General features: G+C 55.6%; 27 protein-coding genes. 2 read left to right on the forward strand and 25 right to left on the reverse strand.

Annotated features, from left to right (window positions below):
* Nucleotides 1-242 precede the first annotated feature (242 nt).
* The gene (locus ACFO1S_RS12235; protein ID WP_378126842.1) at nt 243-1163 is read right to left on the reverse strand and encodes a nucleotidyltransferase-like protein; all 921 of its coding nucleotides are present in this window, start codon (nt 1161-1163) and stop codon (nt 243-245) included.
* Between the two features lie 168 nt (nt 1164-1331).
* Between ACFO1S_RS12235 and ACFO1S_RS12240 the strand changes: the two genes are divergently transcribed.
* On the forward strand, nt 1332-1712 hold the full coding sequence (locus ACFO1S_RS12240) for a YgzB family protein (RefSeq protein ID WP_204606107.1): 381 nt from the start codon (nt 1332-1334) through the stop codon (nt 1710-1712).
* A gap of 57 nt (nt 1713-1769) precedes the next feature.
* Here ACFO1S_RS12240 and ACFO1S_RS12245 read toward each other — a convergent pair whose 3' ends face one another.
* From ACFO1S_RS12245 to gatC, 7 genes are all read right to left on the reverse strand, one after another.
* Nucleotides 1770-3443, reverse strand: coding sequence for a glycosyl hydrolase family 18 protein (locus tag ACFO1S_RS12245; protein WP_378126845.1), 1674 nt, complete (start codon nt 3441-3443; stop codon nt 1770-1772).
* A gap of 250 nt (nt 3444-3693) precedes the next feature.
* Nucleotides 3694-4125 (reverse strand): Fur family transcriptional regulator, encoded by a 432-nt coding sequence (locus ACFO1S_RS12250; RefSeq protein ID WP_204606109.1) that lies wholly within the window; start codon nt 4123-4125, stop codon nt 3694-3696.
* A 114-nt stretch (nt 4126-4239) separates the two neighbouring features.
* Complete coding sequence (locus ACFO1S_RS12255; protein WP_204606110.1) at nt 4240-4923, reverse strand: DUF6677 family protein; 684 nt, start codon at nt 4921-4923, stop codon at nt 4240-4242.
* 123 nt (nt 4924-5046) lie between these two features.
* Nucleotides 5047-5544 (reverse strand): GNAT family N-acetyltransferase, encoded by a 498-nt coding sequence (locus ACFO1S_RS12260; protein ID WP_204606111.1) that lies wholly within the window; start codon nt 5542-5544, stop codon nt 5047-5049.
* A gap of 175 nt (nt 5545-5719) precedes the next feature.
* Nucleotides 5720-7153, reverse strand: a complete 1434-nt coding sequence (gene gatB / locus ACFO1S_RS12265; RefSeq protein ID WP_204606112.1) for an Asp-tRNA(Asn)/Glu-tRNA(Gln) amidotransferase subunit GatB — start codon at nt 7151-7153, stop codon at nt 5720-5722.
* A 12-nt stretch (nt 7154-7165) separates the two neighbouring features.
* On the reverse strand, nt 7166-8626 hold the full coding sequence (gene gatA, locus ACFO1S_RS12270; RefSeq protein WP_204606113.1) for an Asp-tRNA(Asn)/Glu-tRNA(Gln) amidotransferase subunit GatA: 1461 nt from the start codon (nt 8624-8626) through the stop codon (nt 7166-7168).
* 19 nt (nt 8627-8645) lie between these two features.
* Nucleotides 8646-8933, reverse strand: coding sequence for an Asp-tRNA(Asn)/Glu-tRNA(Gln) amidotransferase subunit GatC (gatC, locus tag ACFO1S_RS12275; RefSeq protein WP_204606114.1), 288 nt, complete (start codon nt 8931-8933; stop codon nt 8646-8648).
* Between the two features lie 151 nt (nt 8934-9084).
* On the opposite strand from gatC, the gene ACFO1S_RS12280 reads away from it, so the two are divergent.
* Nucleotides 9085-10155, forward strand: a complete 1071-nt coding sequence (locus ACFO1S_RS12280) for an EAL domain-containing protein (protein WP_204606115.1) — start codon at nt 9085-9087, stop codon at nt 10153-10155.
* A 122-nt stretch (nt 10156-10277) separates the two neighbouring features.
* Here the strand turns inward: ACFO1S_RS12280 and ACFO1S_RS12285 are convergent, their stop codons facing one another.
* From ACFO1S_RS12285 to ACFO1S_RS12365, 17 genes are all read right to left on the reverse strand, one after another.
* Nucleotides 10278-10661: an ATPase gene (locus ACFO1S_RS12285; RefSeq protein ID WP_204606116.1), complete on the reverse strand. Its 384-nt coding sequence runs from the start codon at nt 10659-10661 to the stop codon at nt 10278-10280.
* A 101-nt stretch (nt 10662-10762) separates the two neighbouring features.
* The gene (locus ACFO1S_RS12290; RefSeq protein ID WP_204606117.1) at nt 10763-11530 is read right to left on the reverse strand and encodes an ABC transporter permease; all 768 of its coding nucleotides are present in this window, start codon (nt 11528-11530) and stop codon (nt 10763-10765) included.
* Nucleotides 11527-12438, reverse strand: coding sequence for an ABC transporter ATP-binding protein (locus ACFO1S_RS12295; RefSeq protein ID WP_204606118.1), 912 nt, complete (start codon nt 12436-12438; stop codon nt 11527-11529). The genes ACFO1S_RS12290 and ACFO1S_RS12295 overlap by 4 nt, the downstream gene beginning before the upstream one ends.
* Nucleotides 12439-12440: 2 nt before the next feature.
* A complete protein-coding gene (locus tag ACFO1S_RS12300) occupies nt 12441-12635 on the reverse strand; it encodes a PLD nuclease N-terminal domain-containing protein (RefSeq protein WP_204606119.1) in 195 nt (64 codons plus the stop codon).
* Nucleotides 12636-12639: 4 nt separating this feature from the next.
* The gene (locus ACFO1S_RS12305; RefSeq protein ID WP_204606120.1) at nt 12640-12876 is read right to left on the reverse strand and encodes a sigmaY antisigma factor component; all 237 of its coding nucleotides are present in this window, start codon (nt 12874-12876) and stop codon (nt 12640-12642) included.
* On the reverse strand, nt 12860-13207 hold the full coding sequence (locus ACFO1S_RS12310) for a YxlC family protein (protein WP_204606121.1): 348 nt from the start codon (nt 13205-13207) through the stop codon (nt 12860-12862). Before ACFO1S_RS12310 ends, ACFO1S_RS12305 begins: the two co-directional genes overlap by 17 nt.
* Nucleotides 13176-13724: a sigma-70 family RNA polymerase sigma factor gene (locus ACFO1S_RS12315; RefSeq protein ID WP_204606122.1), complete on the reverse strand. Its 549-nt coding sequence runs from the start codon at nt 13722-13724 to the stop codon at nt 13176-13178. The genes ACFO1S_RS12310 and ACFO1S_RS12315 overlap by 32 nt, the downstream gene beginning before the upstream one ends.
* A 148-nt stretch (nt 13725-13872) precedes the next feature.
* Nucleotides 13873-15078, reverse strand: coding sequence for a M24 family metallopeptidase (locus ACFO1S_RS12320; RefSeq protein WP_204606123.1), 1206 nt, complete (start codon nt 15076-15078; stop codon nt 13873-13875).
* A 98-nt stretch (nt 15079-15176) separates the two neighbouring features.
* On the reverse strand, nt 15177-15659 hold the full coding sequence (locus ACFO1S_RS12325; protein ID WP_204606124.1) for a hypothetical protein: 483 nt from the start codon (nt 15657-15659) through the stop codon (nt 15177-15179).
* Nucleotides 15660-15703: 44 nt separating this feature from the next.
* A complete protein-coding gene (locus ACFO1S_RS12330; protein WP_204606125.1) occupies nt 15704-16132 on the reverse strand; it encodes a hypothetical protein in 429 nt (142 codons plus the stop codon).
* Nucleotides 16129-16275, reverse strand: coding sequence for a hypothetical protein (locus ACFO1S_RS12335; protein ID WP_204606126.1), 147 nt, complete (start codon nt 16273-16275; stop codon nt 16129-16131). Before ACFO1S_RS12335 ends, ACFO1S_RS12330 begins: the two co-directional genes overlap by 4 nt.
* A gap of 18 nt (nt 16276-16293) precedes the next feature.
* Nucleotides 16294-16443, reverse strand: coding sequence for a hypothetical protein (locus ACFO1S_RS12340; RefSeq protein ID WP_204606127.1), 150 nt, complete (start codon nt 16441-16443; stop codon nt 16294-16296).
* A gap of 15 nt (nt 16444-16458) precedes the next feature.
* Nucleotides 16459-17352: a hypothetical protein gene (locus ACFO1S_RS12345; RefSeq protein ID WP_204606128.1), complete on the reverse strand. Its 894-nt coding sequence runs from the start codon at nt 17350-17352 to the stop codon at nt 16459-16461.
* A 19-nt stretch (nt 17353-17371) separates the two neighbouring features.
* Entirely contained in the window at nt 17372-18310 is a 939-nt protein-coding gene (locus ACFO1S_RS12350) for a type II secretion system F family protein (RefSeq protein ID WP_204606129.1), read from the reverse strand.
* Nucleotides 18304-19734: an ATPase, T2SS/T4P/T4SS family gene (locus ACFO1S_RS12355; RefSeq protein ID WP_378126854.1), complete on the reverse strand. Its 1431-nt coding sequence runs from the start codon at nt 19732-19734 to the stop codon at nt 18304-18306. The genes ACFO1S_RS12350 and ACFO1S_RS12355 overlap by 7 nt, the downstream gene beginning before the upstream one ends.
* On the reverse strand, nt 19731-20567 hold the full coding sequence (locus ACFO1S_RS12360) for a hypothetical protein (protein ID WP_204606130.1): 837 nt from the start codon (nt 20565-20567) through the stop codon (nt 19731-19733). Before ACFO1S_RS12360 ends, ACFO1S_RS12355 begins: the two co-directional genes overlap by 4 nt.
* Nucleotides 20564-21274: an SAF domain-containing protein gene (locus tag ACFO1S_RS12365; protein WP_204606131.1), complete on the reverse strand. Its 711-nt coding sequence runs from the start codon at nt 21272-21274 to the stop codon at nt 20564-20566. The genes ACFO1S_RS12360 and ACFO1S_RS12365 overlap by 4 nt, the downstream gene beginning before the upstream one ends.
* Nucleotides 21275-21289: the final 15 nt, after the last annotated feature.

Here is a 21289-nt window from a genome sequence, read left to right on the forward strand (position 1 = left end):
CGTTTTTGTTTCTTACGCTCAATGTTCAGTTTTCAAAGAACCATTCGGTGTTTCTTCTTGCGTCCGCCGCGCTAACGGCGACTTTTATAATATATCACAGTTACTATCATCATTGCAAGCACTTTTTTTTAAGTTTGCTTGTTTTTTTGTTTTCGCTGTGTCCGCGTCGTACTGCTTTTTCAGCGGCGAGATATAATTTATCACATTTCGTTAGCGCTAGTCAACCGCTTTTCGACATTTTTTTATTTATTTCTTGCTTGGCTTGCGGAAGCGTACTTCAGCTCCATAACGCCCTTGCCTGAAGAAGCGGAAGGCTTGGCGATTTCGCGAATGCATCCCCGGCTTACGAGCTTATATAGAAGCACGGACATTTCGATCGACAGTCCCGCCAAATCCGGATGCTGCGAAAGCTCCGCAGGCGTCCACGCTTCCTCCCGGCTCTCGATAAGCCGAATGAGAAGCGAGCAGGAGGACTCCATCTTATGAAGAATAGAAAACTCGCAGGCCAGCAGCACGAGCTGCACCCTTTTCTCCAACGACTCGGAACTGGTGGTCAGCTCCTCGAACAGCTTATAGATGCCCGGGTTAACTCTTCTCATCTGTTCCCATACCGTCAGCTCGGGGTGCATCCCCTCTTCCACCAAAGCAATGTGAGCCCAGTAATGAAGACATGACAATACGTTGGAGTAGGCGTCCAGCACCTGGCCGTCCTGAATATCCTGCTTAGCCTGCAGGTAAGCTCTGACGAACCTGGAAAATTCGCTGAGCAGCTTCTGCTCGCGAATAAGAGGAGACCAATTCAACAGGCGCTCGCGAAGGTTGTTCAAGAATCCGTCGCGGTCCATTAGGATCTCTCCTTGGATCATCCAATAGGCGCTGCCCCGATTGGAGCTGCCGACGATCCAGCGTTCCAATTGTTCTTTGGATACGCGTCGAACTTGAACCCGAGAGTCTTTCCAGAGCCAGTGCTCAATCTCCTTCTCGGGCACTTCGCCTTCCTTGACGACAAGAGCCAGACGGTCCAATCCGTCAAGTCTAGGCTGATGGGAAAATGGATTGTTCACCAGAAGGAGGCCGACAACGCCCGGCTCCCGGCTGATCTGATCCAACCCTAAGATGTTTGTCTCGACTTGCGCCATCATATCCACACCTTTGCTCTGCATTCCGGCTCTGTGAGGCCTCCCTAAGGTAGTCTCTCCGCAAAATGTGAGCTATAATAAAATCTAGATATGCTCTAGTTCTACAACGTCGGCCTCGTTTCCTGCTTCGCAATCGCACCAATAATAAAGCGGAATCCCGGCCGGCGCTCATGAGAGATGGGAGATTAAGACATGAAGTGGAGAGCAAGCAAAATATCGACGATGCGAACATGGGGGCTTCTGTTAGTATTCGTCGGCATGGGAGTTATGGTATTCGGCACGAGCGGCATCCTGCTGTTCGGCGAGGTCGGCAAAATCATTGCCGCAATTTTCATGGTGCTGGGAATGATCAGCTGCATTGTCAGCATGGGAATCTACTTCTGGGTAGGCATGCTGTCCACAAGCGCTCCCGTTCTGGATTGTCCGCAGTGCGGGAAAAGAACGAAAATGCTCGGAACGACCGACCGGTGTATGTATTGTCATACGATATTGACCTGGGATCCTGCGCAAGCCACGGATTCGCCCGATGCAACCGCCGACGGGGGCGAAGTCCCGCTCCAGTCCCGATCGTAAATTCCTCGGGTTGCAAAGAACCCTCCGGCAGCTATTCTCCGGAGGGTTCTTTGTATTTTAGGGCCGGCTTTGCAGCGTCTTATCCAGCTCTGCCCAAATATCGGAGGTCTCGAAGCCCCGCCGCCACGATGCGACTCCCGCCAAGTTGTAGGCTTTGGCCAGCTCGGCGCGAGCGCGAATGGACACCGCATCTTCGATCCAGATTTTCTTGGTCGTCTCGCCCTCCTTGAATTCCACGTAATTTTGTCCCGCTTCCTCCGAGAAAACCGGCTTCAGCTTCTTATCCTGAATCAGCTTCTTAACGGCATCCATGCTCATCGTTTTGGAGGATACCTTAAGCTGTCCGTCTTCCTGCGGCTCCTCCGTCCAGATTCGCGTATACAGCGGAATTCCCAGCACAAGCTTCTCCGGCGGGACCCCGTCTTCGTCCAGAATGCGCTGAATGGAGCGCTCCACCCAGGGTAGCGTAGAAACCGAGCCTGCGACCGGGCTCGAAGCCCAGTGTTCGTCATATCCCATCAGCATCATGAAATCCACGCTTGCTCCAAGTCTTTGGCGGTCGAGAAACACCGACCACATCTCGCTGTTCGACTTGGGCGTCACATCGATAGACACGACCAGATTCTGTTCGTGCAAGAGCGGAGTCATCTCGCGAACGAACTGCACCAAATTGTCCTTGTCCTTGGTGTACACATTCTCGAAGTCAATGTTAATGCCTTGAAGTCGGAAGGTTTTGGCGTAGGCCAGCAACTGCTGGATCATGACATAACGCGTATCATACGTCGAGAGCGCCTCATGCGTGCGATCCGGTTCGAAGCCATTGCTGAACAATCCCCATACCTGAATGCCCTTGCCGCGCGCCCACTCGGAATAGCCGGCATCGGCGATGCTGCGAATGCGGCCTTTTCCGTCCATCAGCTCAAACCAGGTCGGACTGACGACATTAACGCCTTGAAGCTCGCCGATCTTTGTCGTATCCGGGTTTTTCGAATAGACCGCCTCCCAGGTCAGGTTGATTCGTTGTCCTTTCATTTTCCAGGCTGTGAACGGCTCCTCAGCGGTCTCCGCAGAAGGAATCGTCTCGATCGCGGTAAGGGACACTGATTCTTTAGCCACGTAACCGAGATGACCGGAAGCGGACTGCGCCTTGTACCAGCCTTCTTCTTCTCCCCACAGCCGCAGCTTCGTGCCGGCAGCCAAATCTTCAATAATGGGAAAAGATTTATTGGGTCCTTCGCGCAGCTTGATGCCTTTGGAAGCCTTCGCGGGCACCTCCGCGCGTTGGACCGATTTGCCCGGCAGCAGCAGCGATACGATGCCCGACGGCTCGGCGTATTCTATCTGAATTCCGAATAATTGCTCTAATGGCGCTACCGGAACATATAATGTCCCTCCCGCCTTTCTGGCGGCGAAGTGCAAGGAAAACGGCTTGCGGTTTAAGGTCGCATCCAGCTCGTCCGTCTTGAAGAACAGCACTTTCGTATCTGTCGTCATAATGATGCTCTCGGTTTTTTCCTCGTACCTCACACCGTCTCCCAGAAGACGCTGTGCGATCGACAGCGGGATGAGCAAGCCTTGCTTCTCTCCCTCTGCGTAAGCCTCGGTCCATTTTCCCTCCACCATGATCGGGTTGGGCTTCGAGATATAATCTGGCACTGTATAAGAAGTATTGGCCGAATGGGAAGACCTCCACCATAGCGCGGCGGCTGCGGCTGCAACAAAGAGCAGCAAGTAATATATCCACCTGCCGGATCGCTTGCGGTCTGATCGCGACCCGGGGGTACGTTCCGTAGACAATTCCTTTCACTCTCCGTTTCTGTTATTGAGGCTGCAATGATGGCTCTCTTAAACAACGATCCAATGGGGTTCAAGGTTGCGTAATCGAACGAAGCGAAGCCTGGCATTCTTTGGCGGAATAACAAAAGCACGCCAAGGCAAAAACCCCTGCGTGCTTGATGGATGTTACATCCTGTTCGATTCATTAAGAGTGCATGCCTTTGCAAGTTGGACAGAGGCCGTATATTTCCAAACGATGACCCAGAACGCTAAAGCCGGTCAGGGAAGCCGCGGCGCGTTCCACTTCCTTCACTGGAGGGTAATCAAGATCGACAATCGTCCCGCAATTCGTGCAGGTCACATGGTAATGATCGGACATATCGGCATCGAACCGACTGGAATCATCGCCATACGTAAGCTCTCGAACGAGTCCCGCATCTACGAACACCTTAAGATTGTTGTATACGGTCGCAACGCTCAGGCTCGGATACTGCGGAGAAAGCGCACGATAGATATCATCCGCCGTCGGGTGAGTAAAGGATTTAATCAGATATTGCAAAATAGCGTACCGTTGAGGAGTTAACCGAATGCCTCCCGATTTGAGCTGGTCCACGGCATGCTCAACCTTGGATTCCATGCTCTCACAGCCTTTCCTATAACGAATGTGGAATGATGCGCGTTTAACCTATTCTACGGTTCGCATTCCGTCATTGTCAATGGAAGAAGCTCTCCGCGCCGCAATCCCCCGCCATTAATCCCTTTTGCGCTGGTGACTGCGACTCTCCCAGAACCATAATCCGACGCCCGCCCCGATCAGCACGACCGCTCCGAAAGCTGAGCCGAACGAATTGAATAACCAGTGAGTCCAGTTCGTTCCGGACAGCAGGATGATCAATACTCCCGTACCGGCGAGCAGGAGAATGCCGATCGGAGGAAGGCGGCGGGATATTTGCTCCTCTGCGGTCGAAGCGGCGCCGCTTCCACCTCTCCACTCCCAGCCCGGCGGACGCTGTCCCCAGAAACGCATCTGTTTGCGTTCGTTGACATCATCCGTGCTTTGCAGCGCGTCGAACAGATTGTAAAAATAAATGATCGGTATCAGCAAGCTGAGTAAAACAACGGACAAAACATTCTCTCCCGATTGAACGTGAACGATGGCCGTAATATCCAGGGCGAGCAGCAGCATCATAACGATCCCTTTAACCATCAATCCCAGATACATATGCCCGGTCCCGGGCATGAGAAACGCCAACAAGCCCGCAACCCATCTCTTTTTCGGCTTCCGCGCAGGATGCTTGTCTGGATATGGCGAAGGCATGTCATAGCCTGGCCCCGGCCAAACCGGGCGCTGAGCCGCTTCTCCCATACTTTCCGCATCAGGACTGGGAGGCAGCGGGTAATCTCCCGCGCGATTCCAATTATCCGATTCTTTCATCCCTATCCCTCCGACTTTTTCATAGCCGACTTCACGCATTTGCTTTCGTCCGACTCGTTTTCATCATTGTAGCATAAGCAAAAAATCGCCAACAATGGTTTTCGGACGGGGTCAAACCTAGGCTTAGGTCGGAGGCTGATTGTCCTGCCCCTTAACCGGGACTTCGCTTCGGAGCATCCGGACCAACTCGATGCCCGGTATCGGCTTAAACGTCTCCCGACGCTCGAATCCGAAGCGCTCGTATAAACGAATGGCCGGATAATTCCGCACCTCGGCAGTGACGCTCCAGACCGTCCCGGCCGCTTCCGCATCGATCAGGCTTTGCAGCAGTAGCGTCCCGATTCCTCTGCGCATACTGTCCGGATGAACCATAAGTCTGCATATCGCAAAATGGCCCGACTGCTCCCGCTCGTAGGATACGGCTCCAACCAGCTCTCCGTCCTCGCTGCGGAAGCCCAGAAAGCTTTCGCCGCAGCTCTGGAGAGTTTGCACCGTGTCCTGCAATGGGGGCAAATTCGCCACCCCGATCAATGCCGCTTCCATCCGATAGGCCGGATGCTGAAGCGCCCACACCTCCTCGGATGTTTCTCGCTTACGAATATCCAATGAGGATATACTCATGGTGAACACCGCCTTACTGTCCAAGTAAAAACGACTTCGCCGTCCTTGGGTACGGCGGCAGACGTTTTGTATCGTGCTATCAGATGGGATAAGAAGTCCAAATTTTAACCTTTCTGATAGGGTGAAATAGGCAAACGACAAATCCGCTCATGCGAATTTGTCGTTTTGTACGCCTTTATGCTTTCAACCGGTCGACCAGCAGCTTGTTTACAAGGCCCGGATTGGCCTTGCCCTTCGACTCCTTCATGATCTGACCGACAAGGAATCCGATCGCCTTTTCCTTGCCGTTGCGGAAATCTTCGACGGATTGCGGATTCGCGGCAATGACGGCATCGACGATAGCCGAGATCGCTCCTTCGTCGCTGATCTGCACCAGCCCTTGCTCTTCAACGATTTGCTGCGGAGTTTTGCCCGACTCCAGCATTCCTTTGAAGACGGTTTTGGCGATTTTGTTGCTGATTGTCCCTTTTTCAATCAATTGAATCATCTCGCCCAAGCCTTGACCCGTAATTTTCACGCCGTCCAGTTCGAGGCCGTTCGCATTCAGATAACCCAACAGCTCCCCCATGATCCAGTTCGCGGAGGCTTTGGCATCGTTCGTATGCTTAAGGCTTTCCTCGAAGAAATCGGCAAGCTTCATCGAAGCCGTAAGCACGCCCGCATCATAGGAGGATAGGCCGAACTGCTCCATGTAGCGCGCTTGGCGAGCATCCGGAAGCTCCGGAATGGAAGCGCGGACGCGCGCTTTCCACTCGTCGTCGATATGCAGCCGAACGAGGTCCGGATCAGGGAAATAACGATAATCATGCGCTTCTTCCTTGCCGCGCATGCTGATCGTCTTGCCTTGGTTCTCGTCCCAACGACGCGTCTCCTGCACGACAGCGCCTCCGCCGTCCAGCACATCCGCTTGACGCAGCTCCTCGTATTCCAATCCGCGCTGTACGCCACGGAAAGAGTTCATGTTTTTCAATTCGGCTCTCGTTCCGAATTTCTCCTGACCGTAAGGACGAATACTGATATTGGCGTCGCAGCGCAGGCTGCCTTCTTCCATCTTCACGTCGGATACGTCGCAATATTGCATAATCGCCCGCAGCTTCTCCAGATAAGCCTTCGCCTCTTCCGGCGAACGAATGTCCGGCTCGGATACGATCTCGACAAGCGGCGTGCCGACGCGGTTCAAGTCGACCAGAGAGCCCAGACCGCCGTCGATATGCGTCAGCTTGCCGGCGTCCTCCTCCAGATGAAGACGGGTAATCCCGATGCGTTTCGTCTTTCCGTTGACTTCAATGTCAATCCATCCGTTCTCGCCGACCGGCTGATCGTACTGCGAGATCTGATACGCCTTGGGCGAATCCGGATAGAAATAATTTTTGCGATCGAACTTGCACCACTCGGCAATCTCGCAATTAATCGCCATCGCCGCTTTCATGGCATATTCAACCGCCTGGCGGTTCAGCACGGGGAGAACCCCGGGATGGCCTAGGCACACCGGACAGGTATGGGTATTGGGCGGCGCTCCGAAGGACGTCGAACAGCCGCAGAAAATCTTCGATTTGGTGTGCAGCTCGACGTGAACTTCAAGGCCGATGACCGTTTCATATTTGGACATGATGAGCTCCTCCTAAGACAGTGCCGGACGCAGGTCGTGGAACCCGGTTTGGCTTTCGAATGCATGCGCCGCTCTAAGAACCGTCGATTCGTCGAACGGCTTGCCGATAATTTGCAGACCGACAGGCAGCCCGTCGGCCAGGCCGCACGGAACGCTGATAGCGGGAACTCCCGCAAGGCTGACGGGAATCGTGCAAATATCGTTCAAATACATCGTCAGCGGGTCGCCGACCTGTTCCCCCAGCTTAAACGCCGTAGTCGGCGCAGTCGGTCCGATAATCAGATCGAACTTTTCGAACACTTGATCGAAATCCTGCTTGATCAATGTCCGAACTTGCTGGGCCTTCTTGTAATAAGCGTCATAATAGCCCGAGCTTAGCGCATAGGTACCTAACATAATCCTTCTTTTTACTTCGGGGCCGAAGCCCTCGCTTCTCGAACGCCGATACAAATCAAGGAGATTGGCCGGATTGGCCGCGCGAACTCCGTACCGGACACCGTCGAACCGCGCCAGATTCGAGGAAGCTTCGGAGGAAGCAAGCAAATAATAAGTCGCGATGGCATAGTCCGTATGCGGAAGAGAGACTTCCTCCCAGACGGCTCCCATCGACTCAAACACCTTAAGGGCCCCCAGCACCTGCTCCTTGACTTGGGGATCGATGCCCGCGCCCAGGTACTCCTTGGGCACGCCGATGCGCAGCCCTTTGACATCGCCCGTCAATGCGGACAAATAATCCGGTATTTCCACGTTTGCGGAAGTGGAATCCTTCTCGTCGTGACCCGCGATAGCCTGGAGCACATAAGCCGAATCCTCGACGTTTTTCGTGATAGGGCCGATCTGGTCCAACGAAGACGCGAACGCGACGAGTCCGAAGCGCGATACGAGTCCATAAGTCGGCTTAAGCCCTACCACGCCGCAATAGGCGGCCGGTTGGCGAATAGAACCGCCGGTGTCGGAGCCCAGGGAGAAATACACCTGTCCCGCCGCTACCGAAGCGGCCGAGCCGCCGCTGGAGCCGCCAGGCACCCGCTCCAGATCCCACGGATTGCGAACGGCGCCGTAAGCGGAATTCTCGTTAGAGCCGCCCATTGCGAATTCATCCATGTTCAGCTTGCCGATCGTGACCGATTGGGCCGAGCGAAGCTTGGAGACAACCGTCGCATCATAGATCGGATCGTGATTTTCAAGAAATTTGCTTCCGCAGGTCGTGCGCAATCCCTCAGTCGCCAGATTGTCCTTGATCCCGGCAGGAACGCCGAAGAGCAAGCCCCTTTCGCCTCCGGCAGCCAGCCCGGCGTCCAATGCCTGCGCTTCCCGGCGAGCCCCTTCCTCATTCAACGCCAGGAAAGCTCCGATCCGGCCGTCGGTGTCTTGTATTCGCTTGAAGGAGGCTTCTACGAGCTCCGACACCGATAATTGCTTATTTTGAAGACGATTATGTAATTCGGACAGTCTAAGGTTGAAAACCGACATGCTGTGCTCCTCCTGTTCTTTAATCCAGTACCGCAGGTACTTTGAATTGGCCGTCCTCTTCTTCCGGAGCGTTGAGAAGTACTTTCTCAATCGGCGACGAAGGCTTCACCGCATCGTCTCTCATCACATTGGCGAGCGGCAGCACGTGGCTGGTCGGTTCAATCCCGTTCGTATCGATCTCGTTTAATTTCTCGGCATATTTAAGAATTGCGTTGAGTTGCCCCGCGAACTGTTCCTTCTCCGCGTCGGACAGATCGAGGCGGGCCAGATTGGCGACATGCTCGACGTCTTTGATCGTAATGCTCATTAGCCTTAACCTCCCTATTTCCCATTTCAGCTCATTCTTTTTATTATATCGGACAAACTAAGGGAACTCAATGATTCTGCGCTGGCTTGAAACGGCCGCGGCACGGGTAATCATGAATATCCGAAACGAATATTCGGAATGGAGGGGTCTTATGGCTTGCTACCACCAAGCATGCTCTTTCTCGCCTTTAAGGGACAACGGTCTTGTCGAATTCGCCGCCGAGGATCAAAGCTTGAGGAAGGTTCTGGAGGATACGATCGGGGAGCTGGACACTCGGCAAGAGGAACGGCAGCCGCTGGCCATGCGCTATGAACGGCAGGAGCCCTTGCTTAGATTAATCGGCAAGCTTCAGAAACGTTTTCCCTCCAAGGATGCGAGCCGAATTCAATTCAGGGTGTATTACGAGACGGAAGCTGCCGCTATCGGCGACGAGGAGAACGGAGAGCTGGCTTGGATGCCCCTTGCTGAGCTATTCGGCGACATCGGCGGAACGAGCATTCCCGATTACATTCTGCACCGGAACTTCACGCTTCATCTGCAGCCGGTCGTCAAGCCGAACGGAGAAGCTGTCGGGTATGAATTTCTGACCCGGCCGCTGCCGGATCAGATGCCCTTCCGTCCCGGCGAGCTCTTCGAGAAAGCTCGTAAATCCAGGCTTCACGCCTTTCTTGATCGAGCCGCCCGGCAGGCGGCGATCCGACTGGGGGCTGCCCATCTCGCACCGGGGCTCAAGCGCTTCGTCAATTTCCTGCCCTCGTCCTTGCATCGACCCGACCAGTGCCTGAGAGGCACCTTTGACGAAATCAGGCAAACGGGGACGGACCCCGGCGATTGCGTATTCGAAGTGATGGAATCCGAGCCTCTGGACGATCCGAAGCTGCTGAACGTGTTCGAGGCTTACCGAAGCGAAGGCATACGTCTTGCATTGGACGATGTCGGAAAAGGATTCGCGACTCTGGATGTGGTGGAGCGGCTTCAGCCCGATTACGTAAAAATAGACCGCAAATGGGTCAGCAATTGCGATACAGAGCCTGCCAAGCAGCGATATATCGGACAGATTATGGACCGGGTGTCCCGTTTTCATGGCGTCGTGCTGGCGGAAGGCGTCGAGCGTCAGGAAGAGTGGACGTTCCTGAAGCAAATCGGCGTGCCGTTGTTTCAAGGCTACCTGTTCGGCCGGGCGATGCCCGTTCCCTCCTCTGCACCTATCGCAGTAGGCTGAATGGCAATCCAAGCTCGCGAAAAAGAACAATGGCGGTACGGGAGATGCTCCTCCCATACCGCCATTGTTCTTGCTGCGAATCTTCTATTCCGTCGATTGAGAATCTGTCGGCGATTAAGCTCTTATATCCATGCCTTAAGATTCACTTGACGAATAAACTCCTCGCGGCTGAGCACTTCTTTGCTCGCCTCTTCGCCGGAGGATTCCTCCGCCAGCCCGCCGTTCATGATTCTTCTAAATAGCTCCTCGTTGCGGGTATCCAGAGCGAAATCGATTAACGCTTCCTTCTCGATCCGATCAGCTTCAAGCTCTAGCAGCGTTCTTTCCAATTCAATATCTTCGGCAGGCACATAATATTGTCTATTCGCTTTCGGAACGCGGATAATATAATCGAACGCGCTGTCGTTATTGCGATCATAGGCGATAACATAACCATATTCGCCCACAGGCAAATTCTGCTCGAACCGGTCATCCACAATGATGATTCTTTCTCCCAGCTGCAGCATATCGTTGTTCCCTCCCCTATGCTCCCGGTAATACTACTATCCTACAAAAAAGTATTCTAGTATGCAAATACCTTTAGCAAGCTTTACGCAGGAGGAGGTAATCAATTCGCGCCGCTTACCTTTCGGGCGGCTATCCATAGGAGCGTCGCGATGACGGCCGCCGTTACCGCCGCCGACGGAATCCAGCCTGCGGCCAAGCCGTCGTTCACGCGGGAAACCGCCGCCACGTTCAACCCTGCCGGCAGCCAGGACAAGCGGCTTTCGAAAAGGCCATACACGAGTTGCAGCGCGAGCGCCGCTCCGAAGGCGGAGAAGGCTGCTGTCGACGGAGCCTTGAGAAAGGCGCTTGCCGCTAGCGTGACCGTTGCGATGAAGGCCAGCCAAGCGCCGTATAGCACAACCGAAGCCGCAACCCCCTCTGTCGACGGATCACCGATCAACGCGGACGTATAATACCATGCCGCGGCGTAGCCGAGTCCGAAGGAGCCTCCGACGATCAGGCTCTGAACGATCCATTTTGACACAACGTAAGCAAGCGGATTCACGGGTTTGACCAGTATCCATGCGGCCGTTCCGCTTCTTTTTTCACCGGAGATCGTCCCCATGAACGCCAAGCACACCGCGAGAAGGCCGATCGTCCCGAACTGGCTTAACGTTTGCGCCATCACTTCGCCCGGCTTCGGCATCGGAATGTCGATGATGGTTCCTTCCGGCAGATTGCCCGCGGAAGCGATAATGTCCGGCATGAACCTCGCCGAGATCGGCTGAATCAAACCGAGCAAGAGAAAGACCGCGGGCAGCCAGATCAATTTGCCGGTACGCAACGCTTCGCGCCACTCTTTAAGCAGCAACGCGCCAAGGGCCCTCATGCTCTCACCGCCTCAATGAACCATTGCTCCAGAGACTTCCGGGCCATTTCGAAAGCCTGAAGCTTCACCCCTTCTTCCAATGCCCCGCGAAGCACCGTTTTCCTGAGAGCATTCATGTCCTCCGCCATCAGATGGCAGTGGAAGGTCCCGCTTTCCGCTATCGTCGTCCCCGGCAGCCCCTTCAAGCTTTTCAGCCAACGGATAGACGGACCGTCGTCTTCGACGACGATTTTCAGGAACGGCCTGCCGGTCGTTTCGCGCAAGGCATCCATATCCCCCTGCATGACAACCCGCCCCTTATTCATCAGGATCAGTTCGTCGCATACTTGCTCGGCATCGTGAAGAACATGAGTGGAGAGCAAAACGGTCATCTCCTTTTTCCACGCTGCCAGCATATCCAGCACGTCCCGTCTGCCGATCGGGTCCAATGCCGAGACCGGCTCGTCCAGCAGCAGCAAGCGCGGACGATGAACGACGGCCTGGGCGAGCCCCAAGCGCTGCTTCATTCCGCCGGAATAGCCCGACACGCGCCGATGGGCGGACTCCCTCAGACCGACCGTCTTCAACAGCGTTTCGGCCCGCTCCTTGGCTTCATGGGTAGATAACCCGCATAGCTGGCCAGCGGATACCATTGTCTCGAAGCCGGTCATCCAGCCGAAAAATGCGGGCTGTTGGGGGAGGAAGCCCATCCATTGCCGGCGGTCCGCCGCCAGTCGGCCATCCGCCTCAAGCTTGCCGGATGTCGGCTTCAACAAACCGGCCAGAATGGACAGCGTCGTTGTTTTTCCCGCTCCGTTGGGCCCTAGCAAGGCGATGCATCGCCTATCGCCGATAACGAAGCTCGCTTCCTTGAGCGCTTCCGTCCGTCCGTATCGGCGAGATAGACACTCCGCGGCAAGTAGTGCCATCGTTATTCCTCCTTTCTTCCGAAGGCGAAAAATAGAACCGGTCCCACGATATTGACGAGCACGATGACCGGAACCCAGATCCACTTATTGCCGCGCACGGCTTTGGCCCGGAACAGATAGACGAGCGCCGTTACCATCAGCGCGATTTGAACCAGAATAACCGGGATCAGCACTTTCAGCCATTCCGCTTGACTCATCTCTTCATCGCTCCTTATCGAAGCGGTCGGCGGAAGCCGCTTTCCGCTTATGATTTCTCCACCAAAGGGACAAGCCGTAAACGAGGGAGGGTGTCGGAAACTGAATCAATCCCCATACTCCCCAGAACCAGGCGTTTCTGCCTATCCTTCGGGCATGCAGAAACAAGGCCGTCCCTTGCCCGAGCAAGATCAATCCGACTATCGTCCATAGCCACCATGGAAGATTAGCGGCTTCGTTCATGCTCGGCGCCTCCTTCGTCCCTGTCGTCTCTTAGCTCCCTGAAGAATAGAAGAATGCCGGCGATGGCAAATAGTCCTTGGCCGATCCAAAACCATGCAGGCAGTCCCGAGCCCAGCAACAGCATGGCCGCGAGCAAGGGAATCGCGATTGCCCAGAACAGAATCAGCTCTCGCCATAAGCGCCGTTTCGCCAGCGCTTTTCGCTCGCTTACGAAGGAAACCCAATCTTCCTGAGGAGCAGGCGACGCCCCGAACGTCGCCTCCATGGCGTTCCAGGTTTCCTTCAATTCCTCAACGAGCTTATCGTCGATTTTCCGCCCGGTTGGCTTCATGTTCGTCCCTCTCCTCCCGTAACTTTGTAATGACGTTATGAATTCGGGATTTAACCGTGCCGGACGGCAGCGACATCATGGCCCCGATTTCTTCGTATGTGTAACCGTAATAATGTTTAAGGACAAGCGGCATTCTCTCTTCCTTCGAAAGCTGCTCCAAGCTTGCCATCAGCGCCGTCCATTCCGTTCCGCGCGCGGTCGTTTCCCATTGCAAACCGGACATGCGGGAGGAATGCCCGATCAGCCGCCGCTCGCGCTTGCTTTTGCGAAGCTGATCGAGGAACAATCGCGTGCCTATCGTGATTAACCAAGTCGAGAATTTGAAGCGATCGTCGTAAGTTCCGATTTTCTCGATCGCCCGGATCATCGTTTCCTGCGTCAAATCCTCCGCAAGAGTACGGTCCATCGTCACTTTCAACAAATAATGGAACACCATTCCGTAGTGCTCCCTTAGTTTCCCTGCCAGCTCGCCATCCGTCATAGGTTCGGAGCGAGAGCGTTTATCGGGTCGTGTCATGCCGTGCGCTTCTCGCCTCCTTGGCCGTTTCGATTAGGGTGTGCAGCAATCGCGAACGCAATTTATACGTTCGGCCGCAACGAATCGTTCAGCCGGCGCAAAAAAAATCGCCGGAACTTATACCTGTTCTCGGCGAAATCTTCATTGGCTATAACACGTACAATTTTTCCGGGGACAGCGTCAGCGCCTGGCAACCGTCTTCGGTGATCAGATAGGTGTTCTCGATGCCCACGACGCCCAAGCCCGGAAACGTGAATTTGGGTTCGACGGCCAGCGTCATTCCCGGCTCTAACGGGTCCCGGAACCCCTTGGCCAACACCGGCCACTCGTCGATCTCCAACCCGATGCCGTGGCCGAGGAACTTGACTTGGTCTTTCCCGGAGCCCATAAAATGCTCGGCGAGACCGACTTCCTTCGCCATGTCCAGCGCGCGGAAATACGCCTGCTCAGGTGTCGCGCCCGGACGAAGCAGCCCCTCAGCGGCTTTGATGATGTCTTCGGAGACACGATAAGCGGCCTCAAGAGCGGGCTCCAGCTTGCCGATGACCGCTGTGCGGGTCTGATCGATCACGTAGCCGTCGATGCAGCAGCCTAGGTCCAGCAGAATCGGCTCGTCGCGACCGATCGGACGAAGGCTCACGCTCTTGGGCGACGCCGGGGACAGCCCCCTGCCCCCGGCCGGACCGTCGAAATACGACGGCTCCGCTGCCGCTTCGCCGGCGGATACGATCCCGGTCATAATCTCTTGATTGTAGCCGCGCATTCTCATCAGGCCGATATGACCTCTTCTTCTAAGGCCGTTCTCGATTATCGCCATCAGTTCCAGCTCGGTCAAGCCGGGTCTAAGCTCGGCAAGCCCTTCCTCCAAAGCGGCAGCCACAGCTTCAGCGGCGCGGGAGATGCGCTCTACCTCATAAGAGGATTTCACGCTTCGCATCTGTCGCAGAATTGAGGAAGCGTCGGTGAACCGCGCGCCAGGAATGACTTCTCCCAGCTTCAGAAACAGCTGCGCGGGCATCACGTCCAAATCTGCGCCAATATTCGCCGAACGCTCCTTCCCGGCGAAGACCGCCGGATAATCGCGTTGCAATTGCTCGCCGAACGTCCGAAAAGCGACCAGCTCCACCGCCCTGATTCGCGATTCCGCCAGCGCCCGAACGACGCTTCTTCTGACGTAATAGGTCGGCTCGCCGCTTGCCGGAATGAACACATACCCCGCTTGCATCGAACCCGTATAATAATATATGCCGACATTCTGAGTAATCAGGCAACCCGATAAATCGGCCAAGGCTAACCTTTCCTGAAGCTTGGCAATACGGCGGACCCATTCGTCCGGTGACGGAAGATTATCCATAGCGTGCAGCTCCTTCGGCAATTCCTTCTACTAGTAACCATTAGAGCAAAGCACAAGCCCGCCGTCAACCGAGTCGGGAAAGCCGTACGTCCCCGGAATCAGAACACCAATTCCGCCGCCCCCTTCAAGTCCCACTCCACAGGAGCCAGTACACCGAAAAGCCGAGGATACTTGACGTGTACGATCAGAACCACACCCGGTCGATCCAGCGTCACTTCGTAATCATACTCCAGGTTGCGGTAAGTATAGGGATAGACCACATCTTCGTTCATGATCTCGAAGGCGATGATATCGACCGGATCTCTCAGGAAGCTGCCCGGCAATGGCTGCTGGTCTGCATCCAAAGACAGATTATTCCCTAAATAAGAGATAGCGGCTTCTGCGGCCAGATCGGAATCGATCGAGATGATCCCCATCTCCAGCTTCTCCCGATCCACCTGCTGCGCCGCCGCATGAGCCGCGCGGTCGACCGCCCGCTTCGCTTCATGCACGGTCTGCATGGCGACTTCTTCATCAATCTGCAGCGCGTGAAGCATCCACCATACGACAATCATCAACACGCTGAATACCAGCTTAGCCATAAGCTCGTTTCCCCTGCCTGTCTTGAACGCCCGTCTAGTCTAGTCTAGTCGGGAACGTATTCGCTCATCTTCATCCCTCGTCCGGATATACGTGCATCCTCCGACGGGCGAGCAAGGCCGATCAGTCGGTCGATGTCAAGCAGGTTTTCGTAAGGATACGAGATGCGCAAGCGAATACCCGTGCCTCTCGGCAAGGGGAGCATGGAGTTTCCGCTATCCGCTCCGGATGTCGATTCAATCTCGTATTCGAGCAGGGCGGACGTGAATCCATACTCCGCTAACCGACCGCGGGAATCGTCCACCATTTCTCGGTCGATATAGCCATATCTTCCGCTGGCCCCGATCTCCAGCATGTAATCGACCTCTTGCTGGAGCAACGCTTGACGGATCACGAGCACATGCTTGTAGATCGGCGAAAACATCAACCAGCAGAACAGGGCGGAAAACAATACAAAAACAAGCAGCTGCTTCACGGGCTAATCCGGGAAAGATGTTCCGCCATGGAGCTGCCGGACGAGGTTATCCGCGCGTTCGTTCCTTCGTCCCCTTGCGCGATTGTCGTATACAGCAGCACGACCGTAATGATGAGCAGCATGCTCATCAGCAGTTGTCTCACGTCCACCTTCTCCTTTCCTTACGGCTCCAGATTTCCAAGCGTCGTATTGGCTGTGGTTCCGTGCGTTTCAATACGAGCGCGCGTCCCCGTATTGTCTTGAGAGATGATTGAATTAAACATGAGGGCAACCACGATCAGCATCATGACGGTGATTAGAATATTTCTCATTCCCACACCTCCTTCCTAGGGATTAAGCGCATCGAAGAGCTTGGCTGCTTCCTGAACCCACGGATACAGAAAGATTTGAAACGTATACAAGATGGGCACCCCGGCAAGCACGAATAGCAAGTACGAGGTCGTCTCCTTGCGGCTTTCCTTGGCAAGCTCGATCTGGGCCTTATAATCCCGTACGATCTCCCGCATCATGTCATAAATCTCGTCGCTTTCGCTCAGACGAAGCGAGCGGACGCATTCGGCAAAGCCATAGGCCTCATCCGTACCCAGCCGTTCCTTGAAGCGTTTAAGCGCAGCATCGGCATCGTGGTACCACTCGTTAAGCAGCAGCCCCATCTCATGACGGATGTGACGGGTCAAAGACAAGCATTTCATCAGTTTGCCGTGAAGGTGCAGCCGCGATCCGGTGTAATACAGCATCTGGCTGATCACGACGACGATTTCCCGTCTGATCCGATCCGTGCGATATCGGCGAATGGCTTGAAGCAAGGAGCGATCGGCCGTCACGACGACCGTAATGCTTGCAAAAACCAGCATCGCGTTCCAGCCGACCAACGCTGACAACTGGCCCCATGCCTGCAATAGATAGGCGAATATCGCCGCGAGCGGCAGCATCGTCTGCAAGCACCTCCGAATGGACAAATACGACTCGGGCGAGTACCGGATTCCGCACCCGGCCAGCAGCATTCTCCGCTCTTGCAGGCTGACGCTTTCCCTGTCCGTGCGCCAGAGCTTATGCCACCACAGGGGCGCCTGCCGCTTCCGCCACCCTCGCAGGTGGATTCGCCAACGATTGCTCGGAGCAATGAACAGCCTCATTACCGCATACACGCCGCCGAACAGAAGCGCAAATTGAAAGAGCCAGCTTAGCCCGAACATCAGCGAATTCATGTACTCCGACATTTCAGGCAGCCCGCCTTTCTCACATTTTTTTGCGTGACAGGTACAGCCCCATCATAAAGGAGCCGAATAACAGGAGCACGGCGTTCAAGAGCATCCCGCGTCCGCCGGGATCCAACACATAGTACTGATAGCTTCCGGAAGGATTGAGCTTGAAGTTGACCCCCATGAACAGAATGAGAAACAGAACCGGCGTATAATTGGCCAGCCGGATTTCAAGAAGCCGGTGCCGTTCGATCTGATTGGCGAGCTGGGCTTTGCGCATATCGGAGATCAGCTCCTTCAGGTTGTCCGATACGTTATTCCCTTCTTCCAAAGCGATTTTCAAGATATTCGCGAAATATTCCGCCCACATGCTGCCGAAGGACAAAGAAAATCGTCGAAGACTCCCTTCATCATCTCCCTTGACGGACAAATTGCGATACAGCTGCTCGAATACCGCCTGAACCTCGCCCGGCAATCTCCGCTCCTCCACCGTTCTTTGCAAAGCAATCCGGATATGCCGCCCTCCCGTAACGAGATAGCTCTGATAGAAAAGCTCAACGGCGGGAAGGAACTCCAGCCGAGTCGACATATGGCGATTCATCAACGCCATTCGCAGCAGCACGTAGGGCGAGCTGCTTAGCATGAACATGAGGATAAGCACGGAATGGAAGGTCTGGAACAGAACGGAGCCCGCTGCGATTCCCAGCAAGCCCATCCCCGCCGTAACGACGACAAAACCCAACGGGGTCATCCGCCACCCCAGCGCCAGCAACAAATCCGATAGATGTCGGCGAGGCTTGCTCAGTCGATTCCACCGAAGCGTCTGCTCCCGGCCATGTCGCTGTTCGGTCTTCTGTCCCCGCAATCTGCGCTTGCGTGCCTGACCTTCCCACCAAGCCAGCAAGCCGAAGTGGACGCTGGCGTAGAGAAGGAGAAACAGTATCGCTACCAGACCAGCCAGAGCCAGCTTTAGCAAGACGCTCCCTCCCTGGACTCGGCAGATTTCCGTTCCCCGGAAGCTCCGCATGTCGAGGCTTCCGCCCGCTGAATTCTCTCCAGCGCCCTCTCGGAGAAAGACTCCGGGTATGTCCAGCAAGCCGATTGCTCATCGTAACGAACGAGCTCCCGAACCCGGACCTCCCCGTTAACCCACTCGAACTCTCCGACTCTGGCGAGCCTTCTCACGCCTCCGATCATACGCATCTCCAATCCGATATGCGTCACATGCTCCGTGATTCTGCGAATCAGCGAGGCTGGATTCATGCCTCTGCCATCAAGCATGCACATGTCCGTAATGGTCGCAGGCACATCCTCCAGCCCGCTGGCGTGAACGGAAGTGATGCTGCCCTCGTGTCCGCGCGTGCAAGCGCGAACATAAATATTCGCGTCCTCGTCTCTGATTTCCGCATGACATATTCTCCGCGGAGACTGCCTCAGCGCAAGCTTGAACGCTTGCCGGGGGCCATGAAGCGGATCGTCCTCCTCCGCCTCGTATTCCACGACGTTCTTGTCCGGGAAATCCCTGCCCAGCATAAGCTCGTATCGACTCTCGATCGTAACGATCCGCTCCTCGTCCGGCATAGCGGAGATGAGGGCTTTGATCAGGTGCGTTTTGCCGGTGTTCGTTGCTCCGATCACGACCATGTTGAATCGGCCCCGGACAACGCTCATCAGCAATTGACGGACGCCCTCATCCATCGTCCGATACTCCGGCCGGCACAGCGTCTCCAGGCTGAAGCGCTTCACCGTATATAGCCGAATCGTGAGCGTCGGCTGCGCGGTAAAACCGAAGCCTGTCATCGTAACCCGGGAGCCGTCCAGCAGAAGCACCTCTGCCCACCGCTTGCGGGGATTGATCCGATCGTTATTGAACAGAACGAGATTTTGCTGGATTCTCTCTACCTGGCTCATTTCTTGAAACCGATAGGGAGAAGCTGCAGCTTGGCCGTCCCTCACTTCGAAAATACGAGTTCCGACGACCTGCACCTCTTCTAGTCCTTCCCGATTGCGCAATATCAGCTCCAGCACGTTCATCCCGATCACCTCCGCGAACAGCGCCTCCGCCAGCGTCCCATAGGGAACGCTGCCGAAGGAGACGTGCTGCAGCCGCTTGCGAATGATCCAGTCCGAGATAATCGCCAGCATCTCTGCCCGCTCCTGGGGAAATCCGATGATCGCCCGATTCAGCTTCTCCGCGTACTGACGACGCTCCTCCTCGCTCCACCCCCGCGGCGTGGACAGCATCTGACGAACTTCCTCCGTGTAGGCTCTCAGGCGGTGTAACGCATCTGAACGCACGCGATCTTCAGAAGCAACGGTCGGCGGCACCGAGGCAGAAGCTTGCAGACTGGCCGCATAGGCTGCGGGGGAGAAGCGTCTGGACGGACGCTCCTCGCTCACTTCCCTCTCCTCCTGTGCATCAATAGCCTGCGCACCCAAGGCCGATCCGTTTTCTGCAAGCGCTGTGCCCAGCTCAGCCGATTCAGCAAAGGCTTGGCCACCGGATCGAAGCTTGCGGCATGCCTCTCTTCGGCAGCAAGCCACTCGTCCAGCCTTCCGCTGTCGAGCTGCAGATGAACGCTTTCGAGCAGCTTCATTTCGGTTAGCTCCATGCAGCCCGTTTCCTTACGAATTTCCTTCATCCCAAATCCCCCCGTCGTTCGATGGCTTCCCTGAAGCAGCAATAATTGAAATTGCTCCGGCTTAATGCCGAAATGCGGGCCGACCGAGCCGCTCCAGCGCTGTATATCCTCTTGAAAATGGCTAAGATGGCCTGTCGTCACCAGAAACCTGTCCTCCGCTTCCCGCATCGCGCAGATGGTTGCGGCATTGTCCCAGTAGGCGCTGACGTCGGCAATCGTCAGATCGAACGCCTCCCGGGAGGCCGCCAGCAGCCTCTGCACGTCCTCCGGCTCGTAATATTCCGCCTGGTCCCTCGACAAATTGCCGAAGAGAACGTGCAGCCTCTCGGTCTTCGGCGGTCGGTAGGCGTAGCGCCTTAGCTTGTCTCCCGTCAGCGTTCCCGCCCTCAGCTCCGGCCGAACCCCGTCCAGCGTTACATCCGGCTTGTCGACCCCAAGGTACAGATGGGTCTTGGCGCTCTTCAGGTTCAAGCACAAAAACCCGACCGTCCGTTCGGCGAGGGAAGCGATGCGATGGGCGGTGCCGAATGCAATCAGCGAAGTGCCGATATTCGGCGTGGAGCCCATGAAAGTAGCCAGCTTGCCCGTCATCGGCGCTCCTCCTCTCTGATCGAGGAGGCCTGGAAGGCGATCACTAGCTTCGCCGTTCCGCTCTTGCAGGCGGCGTCAAGCGCCAGCCATTGATCGTCGGTCAAATTCAGGTTAATGGCGTCAATCGTGCCATTGGCGTCTCTTCTTGAAGCGTACATACCGTCCTTGTTGTCATTGGCCATCGCCAGCAGATTCGAGCTTTTCGGATTGTCGATCTCCAGATTGGCCGCCGTCTTGACGCCCGCCACCGAGATCGCCTCGGAAAACAGCCTGCGCGAAGCCGTCTCCTCGTCGGACAGGTAGACGAGCACTTCATCTCCCGCGCGAATGCCGTTGGATATCGACTTGATGTATTCCCTTGGAATCTGGAAAGTCGACTGACCGGCTCGCGGCAGCAGGCGGTACTTGTCTACCTTCCAGCGCAGCAGGGGCTCTTGGCCGCCAAGCGGCATCGAAGCCTCCATGCCGACCGCCTCGGACATGGTTGTCACCATCTCGTCGGTAACGACGGAGCGCGGCAAGGATATCTTCATGAGTTGAGACTCCTCCAGCTTCGTGCCCGTGGCGATGAATTGCCTGGGCGCGACCACCTCCGCCGTCTCCTGCAGCTCGATCTGCCTCAGCTGAAGCATGTAGACGCCGTATACGAGCGCTCCCGATAATATCGCCGCCGTCAGGCTGATGACGGCTTGCTTACGTCTGTGCATAACCCTGGCACCTCA

It is taken from the genome of Cohnella boryungensis, assembly GCF_042651945.1.
Classification (GTDB): domain Bacteria; phylum Bacillota; class Bacilli; order Paenibacillales; family Paenibacillaceae; genus Cohnella; species Cohnella boryungensis.

What these genes read in the sequence shown, in the direction of transcription:
- ACFO1S_RS12345 (WP_204606128.1), bottom strand. Translation starts at nt 17,352, where the DNA reads ATGTCGGAGTACATGAATTCGCTGATGTTCGGGCTAAGCTGGCTCTTT.
- ACFO1S_RS12255 (WP_204606110.1), bottom strand. Translation starts at nt 4,923, where the DNA reads ATGAAAGAATCGGATAATTGGAATCGCGCGGGAGATTACCCGCTGCCT.
- ACFO1S_RS12285 (WP_204606116.1), bottom strand. Translation starts at nt 10,661, where the DNA reads ATGCTGCAGCTGGGAGAAAGAATCATCATTGTGGATGACCGGTTCGAG.
- ACFO1S_RS12260 (WP_204606111.1), bottom strand. Translation starts at nt 5,544, where the DNA reads ATGAGTATATCCTCATTGGATATTCGTAAGCGAGAAACATCCGAGGAG.
- ACFO1S_RS12250 (WP_204606109.1), bottom strand. Translation starts at nt 4,125, where the DNA reads ATGGAATCCAAGGTTGAGCATGCCGTGGACCAGCTCAAATCGGGAGGC.
- ACFO1S_RS12305 (WP_204606120.1), bottom strand. Translation starts at nt 12,876, where the DNA reads ATGAACGAAGCCGCTAATCTTCCATGGTGGCTATGGACGATAGTCGGA.
- ACFO1S_RS12235 (WP_378126842.1), bottom strand. Translation starts at nt 1,163, where the DNA reads ATGCAGAGCAAAGGTGTGGATATGATGGCGCAAGTCGAGACAAACATC.
- ACFO1S_RS12315 (WP_204606122.1), bottom strand. Translation starts at nt 13,724, where the DNA reads ATGACACGACCCGATAAACGCTCTCGCTCCGAACCTATGACGGATGGC.
- ACFO1S_RS12325 (WP_204606124.1), bottom strand. Translation starts at nt 15,659, where the DNA reads ATGGCTAAGCTGGTATTCAGCGTGTTGATGATTGTCGTATGGTGGATG.
- ACFO1S_RS12365 (WP_204606131.1), bottom strand. Translation starts at nt 21,274, where the DNA reads ATGCACAGACGTAAGCAAGCCGTCATCAGCCTGACGGCGGCGATATTA.
- ACFO1S_RS12320 (WP_204606123.1), bottom strand. Translation starts at nt 15,078, where the DNA reads ATGGATAATCTTCCGTCACCGGACGAATGGGTCCGCCGTATTGCCAAG.
- ACFO1S_RS12290 (WP_204606117.1), bottom strand. Translation starts at nt 11,530, where the DNA reads ATGAGGGCCCTTGGCGCGTTGCTGCTTAAAGAGTGGCGCGAAGCGTTG.
- ACFO1S_RS12295 (WP_204606118.1), bottom strand. Translation starts at nt 12,438, where the DNA reads ATGGCACTACTTGCCGCGGAGTGTCTATCTCGCCGATACGGACGGACG.
- ACFO1S_RS12240 (WP_204606107.1), top strand. Translation starts at nt 1,332, where the DNA reads ATGAAGTGGAGAGCAAGCAAAATATCGACGATGCGAACATGGGGGCTT.
- gatA (WP_204606113.1), bottom strand. Translation starts at nt 8,626, where the DNA reads ATGTCGGTTTTCAACCTTAGACTGTCCGAATTACATAATCGTCTTCAA.
- ACFO1S_RS12280 (WP_204606115.1), top strand. Translation starts at nt 9,085, where the DNA reads ATGGCTTGCTACCACCAAGCATGCTCTTTCTCGCCTTTAAGGGACAAC.
- ACFO1S_RS12300 (WP_204606119.1), bottom strand. Translation starts at nt 12,635, where the DNA reads ATGAGTCAAGCGGAATGGCTGAAAGTGCTGATCCCGGTTATTCTGGTT.
- ACFO1S_RS12360 (WP_204606130.1), bottom strand. Translation starts at nt 20,567, where the DNA reads ATGACGGGCAAGCTGGCTACTTTCATGGGCTCCACGCCGAATATCGGC.
- gatC (WP_204606114.1), bottom strand. Translation starts at nt 8,933, where the DNA reads ATGAGCATTACGATCAAAGACGTCGAGCATGTCGCCAATCTGGCCCGC.
- gatB (WP_204606112.1), bottom strand. Translation starts at nt 7,153, where the DNA reads ATGTCCAAATATGAAACGGTCATCGGCCTTGAAGTTCACGTCGAGCTG.
- ACFO1S_RS12310 (WP_204606121.1), bottom strand. Translation starts at nt 13,207, where the DNA reads ATGAAGCCAACCGGGCGGAAAATCGACGATAAGCTCGTTGAGGAATTG.
- ACFO1S_RS12340 (WP_204606127.1), bottom strand. Translation starts at nt 16,443, where the DNA reads ATGAGAAATATTCTAATCACCGTCATGATGCTGATCGTGGTTGCCCTC.